The organism is Pseudomonas sp. Pse1 (assembly GCF_024519635.1).
In the GTDB taxonomy this organism is placed as follows: Bacteria; Pseudomonadota; Gammaproteobacteria; order Pseudomonadales; family Pseudomonadaceae; genus Aquipseudomonas.
In genome coordinates, this window is the sequence record NZ_JALJRO010000008.1 from 107035 (window position 1) to 122192 (window position 15158).

15 protein-coding genes are annotated in these 15158 nt (G+C 61.6%); 4 read left to right on the plus strand and 11 right to left on the minus strand.

What is annotated here, in order from left to right; genetic code table 11:
* The first annotated feature begins 53 nt into the window (after positions 1-53).
* A complete protein-coding gene (locus NR126_RS14140; RefSeq protein ID WP_256830473.1) occupies positions 54-992 on the plus strand; it encodes an LD-carboxypeptidase in 939 nt (312 codons plus the stop codon).
* Positions 993-1115: 123 nt separating this feature from the next.
* On the opposite strand, the gene NR126_RS14145 is transcribed toward NR126_RS14140, so the two are convergent.
* The 5 genes from NR126_RS14145 to leuS form a co-directional block, all read right to left on the minus strand.
* On the minus strand, positions 1116-2438 hold the full coding sequence (locus NR126_RS14145; RefSeq protein ID WP_027617764.1) for a lytic murein transglycosylase: 1323 nt from the start codon (positions 2436-2438) through the stop codon (positions 1116-1118).
* 61 nt (positions 2439-2499) lie between these two features.
* A complete protein-coding gene (gene arfA / locus NR126_RS14150; RefSeq protein WP_256830474.1) occupies positions 2500-2655 on the minus strand; it encodes an alternative ribosome rescue factor ArfA in 156 nt (51 codons plus the stop codon).
* 100 nt (positions 2656-2755) lie between these two features.
* Positions 2756-3793 carry a DNA polymerase III subunit delta gene (gene holA / locus NR126_RS14155; RefSeq protein ID WP_027617766.1) on the minus strand — a complete coding sequence of 346 codons (1038 nt, stop codon included), beginning with the start codon at positions 3791-3793 and terminating at the stop codon, positions 2756-2758.
* 39 nt (positions 3794-3832) lie between these two features.
* Positions 3833-4438, minus strand: a complete 606-nt coding sequence (lptE, locus tag NR126_RS14160; RefSeq protein ID WP_105754466.1) for an LPS assembly lipoprotein LptE — start codon at positions 4436-4438, stop codon at positions 3833-3835.
* 87 nt (positions 4439-4525) lie between these two features.
* Entirely contained in the window at positions 4526-7132 is a 2607-nt protein-coding gene (leuS, locus tag NR126_RS14165; protein ID WP_256830475.1) for a leucine--tRNA ligase, read from the minus strand.
* 269 nt (positions 7133-7401) lie between these two features.
* Between leuS and NR126_RS14170 the strand changes: the two genes are divergently transcribed.
* Positions 7402-7722, plus strand: coding sequence for a hypothetical protein (locus NR126_RS14170; protein ID WP_027617769.1), 321 nt, complete (start codon positions 7402-7404; stop codon positions 7720-7722).
* Between the two features lie 118 nt (positions 7723-7840).
* Positions 7841-8602 (plus strand): YdcF family protein, encoded by a 762-nt coding sequence (locus NR126_RS14175; protein ID WP_027617770.1) that lies wholly within the window; start codon positions 7841-7843, stop codon positions 8600-8602.
* A gap of 22 nt (positions 8603-8624) precedes the next feature.
* Here NR126_RS14175 and lnt read toward each other — a convergent pair whose 3' ends face one another.
* The 5 genes from lnt to miaB all read right to left on the minus strand — a co-directional run bounded on the left by lnt (position 8625) and on the right by miaB (position 14033).
* Positions 8625-10148 (minus strand): apolipoprotein N-acyltransferase, encoded by a 1524-nt coding sequence (lnt, locus tag NR126_RS14180; RefSeq protein ID WP_256830476.1) that lies wholly within the window; start codon positions 10146-10148, stop codon positions 8625-8627.
* Positions 10149-10163: 15 nt separating this feature from the next.
* Entirely contained in the window at positions 10164-11003 is an 840-nt protein-coding gene (locus tag NR126_RS14185; RefSeq protein WP_027617772.1) for an HlyC/CorC family transporter, read from the minus strand.
* Between the two features lie 5 nt (positions 11004-11008).
* The gene (ybeY, locus tag NR126_RS14190; protein WP_105754433.1) at positions 11009-11494 is read right to left on the minus strand and encodes an rRNA maturation RNase YbeY; all 486 of its coding nucleotides are present in this window, start codon (positions 11492-11494) and stop codon (positions 11009-11011) included.
* Entirely contained in the window at positions 11487-12491 is a 1005-nt protein-coding gene (locus NR126_RS14195; RefSeq protein ID WP_027617774.1) for a PhoH family protein, read from the minus strand. The genes ybeY and NR126_RS14195 overlap by 8 nt, the downstream gene beginning before the upstream one ends.
* Before the next feature lie 213 nt (positions 12492-12704).
* Positions 12705-14033: a tRNA (N6-isopentenyl adenosine(37)-C2)-methylthiotransferase MiaB gene (gene miaB, locus NR126_RS14200; protein ID WP_177327224.1), complete on the minus strand. Its 1329-nt coding sequence runs from the start codon at positions 14031-14033 to the stop codon at positions 12705-12707.
* A gap of 134 nt (positions 14034-14167) precedes the next feature.
* Here miaB and NR126_RS14205 point away from each other — a divergent pair, with 134 nt between their 5' ends.
* Entirely contained in the window at positions 14168-14497 is a 330-nt protein-coding gene (locus NR126_RS14205; protein ID WP_027617776.1) for a DUF1820 family protein, read from the plus strand.
* Between the two features lie 26 nt (positions 14498-14523).
* Here NR126_RS14205 and NR126_RS14210 read toward each other — a convergent pair whose 3' ends face one another.
* Positions 14524-15078, minus strand: a complete 555-nt coding sequence (locus tag NR126_RS14210; protein ID WP_105754434.1) for a tetratricopeptide repeat protein — start codon at positions 15076-15078, stop codon at positions 14524-14526.
* Positions 15079-15158 lie beyond the last annotated feature (80 nt).

Here is a 15158-nt window from a genome sequence, read left to right on the forward strand (position 1 = left end):
GCCTCCGTTCCTGACTACTGTGTGTGCACGACTACACGCAGGGAGATCCATGGATGACTGTTCACCTCAATCCACACAAGCCGGTGCCAGCGCTGCCCCCCGAGGGGATCATTGGCGTCATTGCGCCTGCCGGCCCGGGAGCGCTGGATACGGACAAGGCCGTGCAATGGATGCGCGCCCGGGGTTATGGGCTGAAGGTATTTCCTGGGGTTTACGAGAAGGACGGCTATCTGGCCGGCAGTGACGAGGTACGCCTCAATGATCTGCACGCCGCGTTTTCCGATGACGAGGTTGACGCAATCATCTGCCTGCGGGGCGGCTACGGTACGCCGCGGCTGCTGGACCGCATCGACTTCGACCTGTTGCGCCGCCATGCCAAACCGTTCGTCGGCTACAGCGATATCACCGCGTTGCATCTGGCAATCAGCCGTTATGCCGGGTTCGTGACCTTTCACGGGCCACTGCTTAACGCTGACCTGCTGGGGGACAAGGAGCCGCCGACGGTCACTTCGTTTTTCGCCATGCTGCGCGGCCAGTTGAAGGCCGGCAGTGTGTTGACTCACCCGGTGGCCTATCCACTGACCACAATTGAGCCGGGTATCGCGCACGGGCGGTTGCTGGGCGGCAATCTGGCGATGATCGCCGCGACTATGGGCACGCCGTACGAGATCGATGCCGACGGGGTGATTCTGTTGATTGAAGACGTCAACGAGCCGCTGTACCGCATCGACCGCCTGCTGACTCAGATGCGCCTGGCCGGGCACTTGCACAAATTGCGTGGGGTGTTGGCCGGGGATATCGCCGGGGTCGACCAGCAAGCGTTGAACCGCTTGCTCAAGCAGACCTTCGAGCCGTTGCGGATTCCGGTGCTGGCAGGCTGGCGTAGCGGCCATTGTGATCCGAACCTGACATTGCCGCTGGGGGCGCTGGTGCGGCTGGATGCGGGGGAGCAGGCGTTGGTGTTGGAGCAGGATGTAGTGCTCAGGGCTTAGGGGTGTAGCGCCTGGTGGTCAGTCTTCGCGGCGGTGCGACGTTTCGACAAACCCGCTCCTACAGGTCATCGATTCAATCCTGTGGGAGTGGGCTTGTCGAATCGTCGCACCGCCGCGATGCTTTTAGCGCTTGCGCAGATTCTCAAGCAACTTGTGCGTCGGGTAGCCATCAGCGGGCCAGCCGAACGACTGCTGCGCCGCCCGAATGGCTTTGCGCGTGTTGGCGCCGATGATGCCGTCCGGATTGCCGGCGTCGTAGTTATTGGCGCTGAGCAGGTTCTGCAGTTCGATACGTTCGGAACGGCTCAGCGGCAGGTCATCCTTGGGCCACTGGCCACTGATCAGGCCGGCACCGCTGAAACGTTCGGACAGCAGGTTGACCGCCAGTGCGTAGGACGACGAGTTGTTGTACTTGAGCACGGCGCGAAAGTTGTCGAGGATCAGGAACGCCGGGCCGCGATAGCCGGCCGGCAGCAGCAGGGCGGCAGACAGTTGCTCGGAACCGGGCGGCACGCTGGCGCCATTAGGCAGCTTCACGCCGAGCTGGGTCCATTCGGCAACGCTCTTGCGGATCGCGCCGTCGGCCAGTGAATAGTTGAAGGTGCTCGGCACCACCACTTCAAAGCCCCAAGGCTGACCCTTCTGCCAGCCGGAGCTTTGCAGGTAATGCGCGGTGGAGGCGAGGGCGTCGGCCGGGCTGCCCCAGATGTCGCGACGGCCATCACCATCGAAGTCCACGGCGTGGGTGTTATAGGTAGTCGGGATAAATTGGGTCTGGCCCATGGCGCCAGCCCAGGAGCCGAGCATTTTCTCGGGAGCGATATCACCTTGCTGCAAGATCTGCAGCGCCGCCAGCAACTGAGCATGGGCAAAGCCCGGACGGCGCCCTTCATAGGCCAGGGTGGCGAGCGAGCGGATTACCGACTTGTCGCCCTGGAAACTGCCGAAGTTACTTTCCATGCCCCACACTGCCACCAGCGCCTGACGGTCGACGCCGTAGCGTTGCTCGATGGCATTCAGGGTGTCGGCGTATTGCACCAGCAGGGCCTGGCCGCGGCGCACCCTGACTGCGGACAGCGCGCCGTCGAGGTATTCCCACACCGGACGGGAGAACTCCGGCTGGCTGCGGTCGGCGCGGATCACGCTCATGTCCGGGCTGACCCCGGCAAAGGCGCGGTCGAACAGGCTCGGGCTGATGCCCGCGGCCAGGGCGTCTCGGCGGAAGGCCGCTTGCCATTGTTCGAAGGTCTGGGTCGGTTGGATCTCGAGGTTGTCGCCGGTAGGAACCACGGGGGCAACCACGGCTGGAGCGGTGGTAACAGGAACGGTCTGCAGCGTTTGCGCGTCGGCAGCGGTGGGCTTTTCCGCGCAGGCAACCAGCAAGACGAAGCTGGTGGCGGCAATCAGTGGGCGCAGGTGCCAGTGACGGGAAATACAAAAGGGCATGCACAGGTCCAGGGAATACGAATCAAGTGCCGACCTTATCATGGAGAGGGGGTGCTGCGCTTCAAGCGGCCAGAAAGTAAGAAGCCTCCCAGCTTTTAGACTGGAAGGCTTCGCGGCGGTAGCTGCCTTTGCCCTTGGTGGGCTGTTCCTGGCGACTGCGGAACAGTGGCTGGGCGACGATGGATTTGGCCTTGTTCGGCTGTTTTTGCTTGCTCATGGGCAGTGGGCTCCCTGGGGGTGGCTGGTGCGGCTCGCATCATCTGCCCAAGTTCGGCCTCTGTCCAGTGTTGCTATAAGTCAGGGGCCGAGCGCTGTGTTTACTCGGCAGGCAGTGCCAGGCGCTGGCCAGCCATCAGCAGTGACAGGCGGCTCAGGCTCATCCACGGCGAGCCAGCGGCCTGACCTTTGATCTGTGCGTCGATGCGCTGGGCTTCCAGCAGCAACTGCGCCCAGCGCGACGCGGAGTAGCGTTGCAGGGCCTTGCTCATCAGCGGTTTACGCTTGTCCCAGATCGGCGGCCGGGCCTGGCTGAATGCCTTGTCCAGCGGCACCCCCTGGCTGTATTGCAGTGACAGATTGGCCAGCAGCCGCAGTTCACGGGACAGAGCCCAGAGAATCACCGGCGGCTCGACGCCTTCACCGCGCAAGCCTTCGAGCATGCGCAGGGCATGGGCGGCTTCGCCGTTGAGAATTGCATCGGTGAGGCCGAACACATCAAAACGCGCGCTGTCGGCCACGGCGGCCTGCACGGTTTCCACGGTGATCTGTCCACCTTCGGCCATCAGCTTGAGCTTTTCGATTTCCTGGGCCGCGGCCAGCAAATTGCCTTCCACCCGCGCGGCGATCAGTTCGACCGCGTCCTGGCTGGCGCTGAGCCCGGCTTGCGACAGGCGCTGGCGAATCCATTGCGGCAACTGGTGCACGTCCACCGGCCAGATCTGCACGAACTGGGTTTGCGCGCCTTCGACCAGGGCCTTGCCCCATTTGGTTTTCTGCGCGCTGCCGTCGAGCTTGGGCAGGCTGATCAGCAGCAAGGTGTCTTCAGCCGGACGCGAGCAGTATTCGATCAGTGCCGCAGCGCCCTTGTCCCCGGGTTTGCCGGAAGGCAGGCGCAGCTCCAGCAGGCGCTTTTCGGCGAACAGCGACATGCTGGCGCCGGCCAGCAGCAAGCTGCCCCAGTCAAAATTGGCGTCGGCGGCGAATACCTGGCGCTCGTCGAAGCCCTGTTGACGGGCGGCGGTTCGGATGGCGTCAGCCGCTTCCTGGCACAGCAACGGATCGTCGCCACTGATGACGTACACCGGCGCGAGGGTGCCTTGCAGGTGTTTGGCGAGTTGGGCGGGGGCGAGTTTCATAGGGCGGGGCCAATGGGGCGCCAAGGCGCCCCGTCAGACTTACTCGGCAGGAATTTGCAGCGGTGACTGACGCGGGGTATTCGCTTCAGCCTTCTGTGCAGCGTCCAGTGCATCGGCTTCAGCCTTGGCGCGGGCGTTGGCGGTCTGCTGCAACTGATCCAACTGGGCCGGGGTAATTTGCTGCAGGCGTAACATCATGCGCTGGACCAGCTCACGATGGATTTCCTTGCGGGCTTCGTCCTCTTCCTGGACCGAACCGGTGATGTTGCTGCCGTCATGCATCACGACTTTCTGCACTTGCAGCTTGTCGCTGATCAGCGAGAGGTTGTTCTGGCCAACGATCTGGTAGTCCAGCACGGTGGTCAGTTCGTTCTCGGCGGTACGGCCGGCGCCCGAGTAGCTGAGGCTGCGCTGGGAGGTCTGCTCGTTAGTGAACACCAGCTTGTAAGGCGCGCCGGCAGTGACCTTGACGCCACTGCTTTGCAGGACCTGGCGCATCATCACCACGGTTTCGCCGTAGGCATTACGTGCACTCAGGTCGATTTCCTTTAACGCCAGTTCGCTGGTGCCGGTGCCGCGCAGTTGAAAACCGCAGGCGCTCAGCAGGACCGCGAGGCCCATCACCAGAAGATTGCGTTTGATCATCTTGTTGTTCCCCTTGAAACCGTGTGGGCTGCGCTGCAGCCCGAAAGGTTTTGTTCGGTGCCAGGCCGGGCCTGGCACCTGCTCCAATTAGCTGGCGACGATGTTGACCAGTTTCCCGGGTACCACGATCACTTTGCGAATAGTCAGGCCGTCGACGAAACGCAGCACGTTTTCGTTGGCGCGTGCGGCGGCTTCGACTTCTTCGCGCGTGGCGCTGGCGGGCATTTCGATCTGGCCACGCAGCTTGCCGTTGACCTGAATCACCAGTTGCAGGCTGTCTTGCACCAGGGCGCTATCGTCCAGCACCGGCCAGGCGGCGTCGATCACCGCGTCGGCGTGACCCAGGCGCTGCCACAGCTCATGGCTGATGTGCGGCGTGATCGGGGCTAGCAGCAGGGTCACGGTTTCCAGGCCTTCCTGAATCAGCGTACGATCTTGCTCGGTGCCTTGCGGGGCTTTCTCCAACACGTTCATCAGGGTCATCACTTGGGCGATGGCGGTGTTGAACTTGTGGTTCTGGCCCACGTCCTGGCTGGCCTGTTTGATGGCCAGGTGGATCGAACGGCGAACGGCTTTCTGCTCATCGCTCAACGCAGCGAGGTTCAGTTTGCCCGGCAGACCTTGGGTGACGTGGGCCTGAGCCAGACGCCAAACGCGCTTGAGGAAGCGGTGCGAACCTTCGACTCCGGAGTCCGACCATTCGGCGCTCATGTCAGGTGGCGAGGCGAACATCATGAACAGACGGCAGGTGTCGGCACCGAACTGGTCGATCATCGACTGCGGGTCGACGCCGTTGTTCTTCGACTTGGCCATCTTCTCGGTGCCGCCGATTTCCACCGGCAGTCCATCGGATTTCAGCTTGGCGCTGATCACCTTGGCCTTGCTGTCGCGCTCGAGTTCGACGTCGGCCGGGTTGAACCAGGTGTAGGCGCCGTTGGCTTCGCGACGATAATAGGTCTCGGCGATCACCATGCCCTGGGTCAACAGGTTCTTGAATGGCTCGTTGGAGCTGACCAGGCCTTCATCACGCATCAGTTTGTGGAAGAAGCGCGCATACAGCAGGTGCAGGATGGCGTGTTCGATGCCGCCGATGTACTGGTCGACCGGCAACCAGTGATCCGCCGCGGACTTTTCCACCAGGCCGCCTTCGAAGTGAGGCGAGGCGTAGCGGGCGTAGTACCACGAGGACTCGACGAAGGTGTCCATGGTGTCGGTTTCACGCTTGGCCGGCTGGCCGCATTTCGGGCAGCTGCACTCGTAGAATTCGGGCATGCGTGCCAGCGGCGAACCGGCACCATCGGGTACCACGTCTTCTGGCAGGACGACCGGCAACTGGTCTTCCGGCACCGGCACATCACCGCAGGCTGCGCAGTGGATGATCGGGATCGGGCAGCCCCAGTAGCGTTGACGGCTGATGCCCCAGTCGCGCAGGCGGAACTGGGTGCGCGAGGCGCCGAGTTGTTTCTTGATCAGGGCGACTTCCATTGCGTCGAACGCACCGACGAAGTCCAGGCCGTCGAACTCACCGGAATTGATCAGGGTGCCGTGCTCGCCGTAGGCGTCCTGCCAGGGTGCCGGGTTGGTTTCGCCGGAGCTGGTGCGCACCACGGATTTGATCGGCAGGTTGTACTTGTGGGCGAATTCGAAATCGCGCTCGTCGTGGGCCGGCACAGCCATTACCGCGCCGTCACCGTAGTGCATCAGCACGTAGTTGGCGACCCATACCGGGAGCTTCTCGCCGGTCAGCGGGTGCTCGACGAACAGGCCGGTTGGCAGGCCTTTTTTCTCCTGGGTAGCGACATCGGCCTCGGCCACGCTACCGCCTTTGCATTCAGCGATGAACGCTTGCAGCTCAGGGTTGTTCTGCGCCGCCAGGGTGGCCAGGTGGTGCTCGGCAGCCACGGCCACGTAGGTGGCGCCCATCAGAGTGTCCGGACGGGTGGTGAAGACTTTCAGGGTGCCGGCTTCGCCGATTGAGTCGACGTTGTACGGGAACTGCACTTCCATGCCGCGGGATTTGCCGATCCAGTTGCGCTGCATGGTCTTGACCTGTTCAGGCCAGCCGGTCAGCTCGTCGAGGCTCTCCAGCAGCTCATCCGCGTAGGCGGTGATCTTGAAGTAGTACATCGGGATTTCGCGCTTTTCGATCAGCGCGCCGGAGCGCCAGCCGCGACCGTCGATCACCTGTTCGTTGGCCAGTACGGTCTGGTCGACCGGGTCCCAGTTCACGGTGCCGTTCTTGCGGTAGATCACGCCTTTTTCGAACAGGCGAGTGAACAGCCATTGTTCCCAGCGATAGTAATCCGGCTTGCAGGTAGTGACTTCGCGGGACCAGTCCACCGCCAGGCCCAGGCTACGCAGCTGGGATTTCATGTAGGCGATGTTTTCGTAGGTCCACTTGGCCGGTGCGACGTTGTTCTTCATCGCGGCGTTTTCCGCCGGCATGCCGAAGGCGTCCCAACCCATGGGCTGCAGGACGTTTTTGCCGAGCATGCGCTGGTAGCGGGAGATCACGTCGCCGATGGTGTAGTTGCGCACGTGCCCCATGTGTAGCTTGCCGCTGGGGTAAGGGAACATCGATAGGCAGTAGTAAGTCTCCTTGCCTGGCTGTTCACTGACTTCAAAGGACTTCTGCTCGTCCCAGAAGGATTGGGCGGCGGCTTCTATTTCACGGGGCTGATATTGTTCGTGCATGGCTACTTTTGAACTGAATAGGGGTGGCCTCATCCTCTTCAAGGCAACGCTGGAGGTTGATCACGCCAAACCGGGCGTTTTCGGTGTCCAGCCGCGCTGAAAGCGGATTTACAGGAAGCGCCGTAGCATACATGACCGCGCTCGGCCTAGGGAAACCCTGATTGCCGGGTGACCCACTGTTGGGGCCGTTGGTCGCGGCGTGAAGCCTGTTTTGTCGACGAAGCTAAGCTCTAGTTGGGGAGTGAGTCTTATCTTCAATGAGGTGAGGGATGGTGGAGTCGCATGCAACAGTAACGCAACCCGAGTTGTACGAAAAACTGATAGACCGTCTGGGGATGGCCCTGGACGCAGCAAAGACAGCCGGGCGGTTGCGCGATGAGCGTCCGCTGGAGCTGGAACTTCGCGGATTGAGCCGCGCAGAGTTCGACTTGATCAAGGCGTATCTGAACCGAAGTGAGCACGCGGTGCAGGGAGGCTTGTTGCAGGCAGAGATGCATCAGGAGACCCCTCGTTCGGCCAAAGTCATCTGGTTGAAGGATAAGGTCCCTGGCGGGGACGCGGTAAAGGTCCGGTCCCGGCGAGTCAAGTAAGTGATCAGGCACGTACGTGTGCAGTCACGGGTGACGGCTTTTTGATGGAAAGGCCAGTCACGTCAGTTGTCGCCTTGCTTCAACCCACTTAGGCTTCGGGCATCTTTGGAGATGCTCGATGCCTTTTCGTTATTTCGTCAAACAATTGCTCTTGCCGCCCGGCCTACTGTTGCTGCTGCTGGTGCTTGCCTGGTGGTTGCGCCGCTCGAGGCCGCGCTTGGCTGCCTGTTGTTTTGTACTGGGAGCAGGCGGTTTCTGGCTGATGAGTCTGCCGGTAGTCGTACAGTGGGGCGCCAAGGCGCTGGAGCGCGAGCCACCGCTGGCGCGCAGCGAATGGGCGAGCCTGGCCGAGCGCGCGGATGTCATTGTCGTGCTGGGCGCGGGCCGCGAGCGTGGCGACCTGGCTTGGGGGACCGACCAGCCCACCGGCGTGGCTCTGGATCGCGAACGCTATGCGGCACGCCTGGCCAAGGCTTCGGGGCTGCCGGTGCTGACCAGCGGCGGCCTGCATTACGGCACGCCGCCGACGGAAGCCAAGTTGATGGCTGACTCAATGCTGGAGGATTTCGGGGTCACGGTGCGTTGGCAGGAGGGGCGTAGTCGCACCACTTGGGAAAATGCCCGGTTCAGTGCCGAATTGCTGCTGCCGCTGGGTCTGAAAAGGGTAGTGGTGGTCACCCATGCCTGGCACATGCCACGCGCCGTGTGGAGCTTCGAGGCGGCGGGTCTGCAGGTGGTACCGGCGCCCATGGGGTTTCTCGGCACCGACAACGCCGAGCCCCTGGGCGGTTGGATGCCGACGTTCAAGTCGATCTGGCGCTCGGGGCAGTTGCTCAATGAGGCGGTCGGGCAACTGGGGTACTCGATGTTTTATCGATAACCCCAGTGCCGAGAGTGCAGTCCTAGACCGTCTTGGCCATTCGGCTGGCAATCAGCGCCCAGCCAAACAGCAGCACGCAGAGGATGATCAGCGGCCAGGAGCGCCATTTCAGGTACGGCGTCAGGTTGTGCATGGGCACGACCTCGCCGTAGAGGATGCCGCGCTCGAACTGCGGGATCTGCACAGTGATCTTGCCGAATGGATCGATCAGCCCGGTCACGCCATTGTTGGTCGCCCGAATCATCCAGCGACCGGCTTCCAATGCGCGCATCTGCGCCATCTGCAGGTGTTGCAGCGGACCAATCGAGGTGCCGAACCAGGTGTCGTTGCTGATGGTCAGCAGCAGATCGCTGCGGGCCGAGAGGCCAGCGGCGAATTCCGGGTAGACCACTTCGTAGCAGATGAACGGTGCAATCTGGTAGCCCTTGGCTTGGAGCATCGGCTGGTCGGTCGGGCCGCGGGCGAAGTCGGACATGGGTAGGTCGAAGAACGCAATCAGCCCACGCAAGATGTCCTGCAGCGGCACGTACTCGCCGAACGGCACCAGCTTTTGCTTGAGGTAGGTGCCATCGCCTTCGCCGACCACGGTGATACCGTTGTAGAAACGTCGCTCCTGATGCACCACCTGGCGAATCGGTACCCCGGTGATCAACGCCGAATCACGCTCGGCGGCGAACTTGCCCATCATGGTCAGGTAGCCTTCGGCAGACTCCTTGAGTACCGGCACCGCAGTTTCCGGCCAGATCAGCAGGTCGACACGCTTGGAACTCAGGCTCATGTCGCGGTACAGCGCCAGTTGCGAGTTGAGCTGCGCCGGGTCCCACTTCATGCTCTGTTCGATGTTGCCCTGAATGGCCGCGACGCTCAGCGGCTCGCCCGAGGGGCTGGTCCAGGCGTGGCCCTTGAGTGCCAGGCCGACGGCCCAGGGTGCGGCCAGCAGCAACAGGCCAATCACCAGGAAGCTCTTGCGCGGTGCCCTGATCAGGCGCGGCAGGTTGTACAGCAGGGCGGCGCTCAAGGCGATGCAGAAGGAAATCAGCCAAATTCCGCCCAGCGGAGCGAGGCCGGTCAGCGGGCCATCGAGTTGGCTGTAGCCGGAATAGAGCCAGGGGAACCCCGTGAGGAACCAGCCACGAAAGGCTTCCTGGCCTACCCACAAGGCGGCGAAGGCCAGGGCGTCGGCCAGCGGCGCCTCATTGCGTCGCAGCCAGCGCGCCCAGACCCAGGCGGGGAGGGCGAAGAACCAGGCAATCGCGGCGGTGAACAGCAGCATCAGGAACCCCGCCAGCAGCACTGAAGCGCCGCCGAAGTGGTGGATGCTGTAGTAGATCCAGCTGGTGCCCGCGCCGAACAGGCCAAACCCGAAACACCAGCCCCGGCCCAATGCCTGGCGCGGCGTCAGTTGGCGCAGTCCAGCATAGAAAAAGCCGGCCGCCAGTAACGCCAGCGGCCAGATATCGAACGGCGCCAGTGCCAGGGTGGTGAGTGCACCGGCCGCCACGGCCAGCAGGTTACCGGGCCAGCCGGGGCGGGTTATCCAGCGCATTTCAATCCTTAGGGGTTACCGGGCGATGGGGGTCAGTCGCAGCAGGTGGATACGGCGGCTGTCGGCATTCAGGATGCGGAAGCGATAGGCGCCGATTTCGGTGATCTCGTTGCGTTTTGGCAGGTGCCCGAAAGCGCTCATCACCAGGCCGCCGACGGTGTCGAATTCGTCATCGGAGAATTCGCTGTCGAAGAATTCGTTGAAGTTTTCGATCGGAGTCAGGGCCTTGATCAGGAAGTCACCGCTGGGCAGCGGCTTGATGTAGCTGTCCTCCTCGACGTCGTGTTCGTCTTCGATATCGCCGACGATCTGCTCCAGAACGTCTTCGATGGTCACCAGGCCCGCCACGCCGCCGTATTCGTCGATGACGATGGCCATGTGGTTATGGTTGGCGCGGAACTCGCGCAGCAGCACGTTCAGGCGCTTGGACTCGGGCACAAAGGTGGCCGGGCGCAGCAGGTCCTTGATGTTGAAGTTGTCGCCGTTCTCCTTGAGGATCAACGGCAGCAAGTCCTTGGCCAGCAGCACACCCATCACGTCATCGTGGCTTTCGCCGATCACCGGGTAGCGCGAGTGGGCCGAGTCGACCACCGCGGGGAGGAACTCGCGGGGTGTCTGGGTCGCCTTGATGCTGACCATCTGCGAGCGCGGCACCATGATGTCGCGCACTTGCAGGTCAGCCACCTGGATGGCGCCTTCGACGATGGCCAGCGCTTCGCTGTCCAACAGTTTGTTCTGGTGTGCATCGCGCAGCAGCTCAAGCAGCTCCTGGCGGTTCTTCGGCTCGTGGGCAAAAGCCTGGGTCAGTTTACCCAGCCAGGACTTCTGCCCGTTGCTCGATCGATCTTCGCTCATAGCGATTACTCTGAATCCTTTGTTGTCATGATGTCGGTTTCGTCATCCGCATAAGGGTCCGGATGACCCAGTTCGGCAAGCAACGTTCGTTCCAGTGCTTCCATTTCTTCGGCTTCGTCGTCATCTATATGGTCGTAACCCAGCAGATGCAAGCAGCCGTGAATCACCAGATGGGCCCAGTGTGCCTCAAGCGCCTTGCCTTGCTCGGCGGCTTCGCGCTCAACCACGGCGACGCAGATCACCAGGTCGCCGAGCAGCGGAATATCGAGAAACTCGTCGGGCACGTCGGCGGGAAACGACAGGACGTTGGTGGCGTAATCCTTTTGCCGCCAGGTGTGATTGAGCTCACGGCCTTCGGCTTCGTCGACCAGGCGAATGGTCATTTCCGAGTCGGCTGTGCGCTGGCGCAGCGCCAGCTCACACCATTGGCGGAACTGGGCTTCGCCTGGAGCCGCGGCATCGGTGGCCAGTTGCAGGTCAAGCTCAAGCATCGCGGCGATTGTCCTTGGGTGATGCGTCGCTGGCGTGATTCTCGAACCGTTCATAGGCTTCGACAATGCGCTGCACCAGTGGGTGACGGACCACGTCTTTGGGCATGAAGTGGCTGAAGCTGATGCCGGGGATGTCCTTGAGCACTTCGGTGACATGGATCAGCCCGGATTTGGTGCCCTTCGGCAGGTCAATCTGGGTGATGTCGCCAGTGATGACAGCGGTCGAACCGAAGCCGATCCGGGTCAGGAACATTTTCATCTGCTCGACAGTGGTGTTCTGGCTTTCGTCGAGAATGATGAAGCTGTTGTTCAGGGTGCGGCCGCGCATATAGGCCAGCGGCGCAACCTCGATGACCTGGCGTTCGATCAACTTGGCGACGTATTCGAAACCGAGCATTTCGTACAGCGCGTCGTATAACGGACGCAGGTACGGGTCGATCTTCTGCGACAGGTCGCCGGGCAGGAAGCCAAGTTTCTCGCCAGCCTCGACCGCCGGGCGCACCAGCAGGATGCGGCGGATCTGCTCGCGCTCCAGGGCGTCAACCGCACAGGCGACGGCCAGATAGGTTTTGCCGGTACCGGCCGGACCAATGCCGAAGTTGATGTCGTTGGCGAGAATTTCCTTCACGTAGCGCTGCTGATTCAAGCCGCGCGGGCGAATCATGCCTTTCTTGGTGCGCAGGGCCACGGCAGGTTCGGCGGGGGCATGGTTGTCCAGCTCTTCCACGGCCGATTCCTGCAGGAACAGGTGAACCATGTCCGGCGACAGCTCGCTACCCTTGGTTTCCCGGTAGAGACGGCGCAGCAGGTTTTCCGCGGAGGTGGTGTGTTTGCTCTCGCCGATCAGTTCGAACTGATTGCCGCGATTGCGGATCACGATCGCCAGGCGCTGTTCGATCAAGCGCAGGTGCTCGTCGAATTGCCCGCACAGATTGGCGAAGCGCTGAGCCTCAAAGGGCTCGAGAATAAAACGATGGGGTTCTATGGGTGCGTTCAAGGTTGTATTCAGCCGCCCTTGGGCAATGAAGGTGAAATCAAGGATAACGCCAGTGGGCTGGGTGCGAAAGCTCTTAAATTATGTAAGGCCAATCAGCCTTTCTGGAGCGAGCCTGCTCGCGATGACCTTCAATGCTCCGCGTTCATTCAGGATGCACGCGTCATCGTTGACGACCATCGCGAGCAGGCTCGCTCCTACAGGGGGTATCCGCTGTTACAAGACCAGCGAACCGCGCAGCGAGTGCGGTTGCGCCGCGTCGATGTGCACGTCGGCAAACTGGCCGATCAGGGTCGGAGTATCGCAGCGGAAGTTGACGATTCGATTATTCTCGGTTCGGCCTTGCAGCTCGCCCGGGTCTTTTTTTGAGTAATCGGTGACCAGAATCCGCTGGATCGAACCGACCATTTGTCGGCTGATTTCGAAGCCTTGCTGATTGAGGCGATGTTGCAGCGCGTTGAGGCGCTCCTTTTTCAACTCTTCCGGTGTGTCGTCGGCGAGGTCGGCGGCCGGGGTGCCCGGACGCTGGCTATAGACGAACGAGTAGGAGAAGTCGAAGCCGACGTCCTCGATCAGTTTCATCGTCTGCTGGAAGTCTTTTTCGGTCTCGCCGGGGAAACCGACGATAAAGTCCGAACTGATGCAGATTCCTGGCACGGCGGCCCGCAGCTTGCGCAGTTTGGATTTGTATTCGAGCGCGGTGTGATTGCGCTTCATCGCCGAGAGAATCCGGTCCGAACCCGACTGCACCGGCAAGTGCAGGTGTTTGACCAGCTCCGGCACTTCGGCGTGGGCCTGGATCAGGCTGTCGGAAAACTCCAGCGGGTGCGAAGTGGTATAGCGGATGCGCTCGATGCCCTCGACTGCGGCCACCACCCGGATCAGCTCGGCGAGGTCCGCCAGGCGCCCGTCGTGGGTAGTGCCGCGATAGCCGTTGACGTTTTGCCCGAGCAGGGTCACTTCGCGCACGCCGTTTTCCGCCAGGTGAATGATCTCGGCGATCACATCATCGAAGGGCCGGCTGACTTCTTCGCCTCGGGTGTAGGGCACCACGCAGAAAGTGCAGTACTTGCTGCAACCTTCCATCACCGACACATAGGCGCTGGGGCCGTCGATGCGCGGTTCGGGCAGGTGGTCGAATTTCTCGATTTCCGGGAACGAGACGTCGACCTGCGGCAACTTGCTGATGCGCGCGGCGTCGATCATTTCCGGCAGGCGATGCAGGGTTTGCGGGCCGAACACTACGTCGACATAAGGCGCGCGATCGCGAATGGCCGCACCTTCCTGGCTGGCCACGCAGCCGCCGACAGCGATCACCATGTCCGGGTTGGCCAGTTTCAGTTCGCGCCAGCGACCCAGCTGGGAGTACACCCGGTCCTGGGCACGCTCGCGGATCGAGCAGGTGTTGAGCAAAATCACGTCGGCATCTTCGGCGCGTGCCGTGACTTCCAGGGCCTGGTGTTCACCCAGCAGATCAACCATGCGCGAGCTGTCGTACTCGTTCATCTGGCAACCGTGGGTTTCGATGTAAAGCTTCTTGGCCATGGACGGGATCATCACGTGATTCAAAGAACCGCGCATTATAGGGAACAAGTCCCCAGGTTCCTACCGTCGTGCGTCCAGCGGCTATGCTATAGTTTGCGCCCTCTTTTTATCCCTCGACGTGTTACTCGCCCGCCATGACCAAACGCGAAGCTCCAATCTACAAGGTGATTTTCCTCAACCAGGGCCAGGTGTTCGAGATGTACGCCAAGCAGATCTATCAGAGTGATCTGTGGGGTTTCCTGGAAGTAGAAGAGTTCGTCTTTGGCGAGCGGACGCAGGTAGTGGTCGATCCGAGCGAAGAAAAGCTCAAGGCGCAGTTCGAGGGCGTGGTGCGCAGTTTTGTGCCCATGCATTCGATTGTGCGCATTGATGAGGTCGAGCGGCTGGGTACGCCGAAAATCAGCGAGGCCCGTGGTGGGGTTGGCAATGTGATGCCGTTCCCGATGCCGATGCCCGAGAAGTAAGGTTCAATACCGTGATAGGGGCGAACTCAGGGCAGTGGTGAGAACGGCGTTCGCCCATCCGCACTTTGCAGTTCCATCAGGTATTTGCGGAAAATTTGCCCCAGAACCTGAGTGGCCACTTCCAGCTCATCGCGCTGCATGTGCTCGGCGACTTCGTCGGCGGTGTCCAGTGCATCCTCTGCGCCGTTGACCGCAGCCATTTTCAGCACGATGTAGGCCTGGACGTTATTGGCCTGAACGCCTTCGCCGTGGAAAAACATGGTGCCGAGTTTGAATTGCGCCTGGGCATGGCCTTGCAGAGAGGCTTTTTCGAAATAGCTCAGGGCTTGATTGAGGTCGCGCGGGGTGTTTTTACCGTCGTAGTAGAATTCGCCCAACTCGTATTGTGCTTCTGCATCCCCTTCGTCCGAGGCTTTCTGGCAGGCGGTGAGCGCCTCCTGCAAGTCCTCAGGCTGGGTATCGAGGCTGCAACGGCCCATTGCCGGCACCAACAACGAGTTACCGCCTGCTTGCGCGTGCGCCAGCAGCGGCTGAAGGAGCAACAGGCAGCCCAGTGCAAGGGTGCGGCCGGTGCGGTTCATGGGAATCGACTTACCTCTGAAGGGCGCGCGGACCCAGCGAGGGATCCAATAAGCGCGCATTATGAAATAAGCAGGACCTT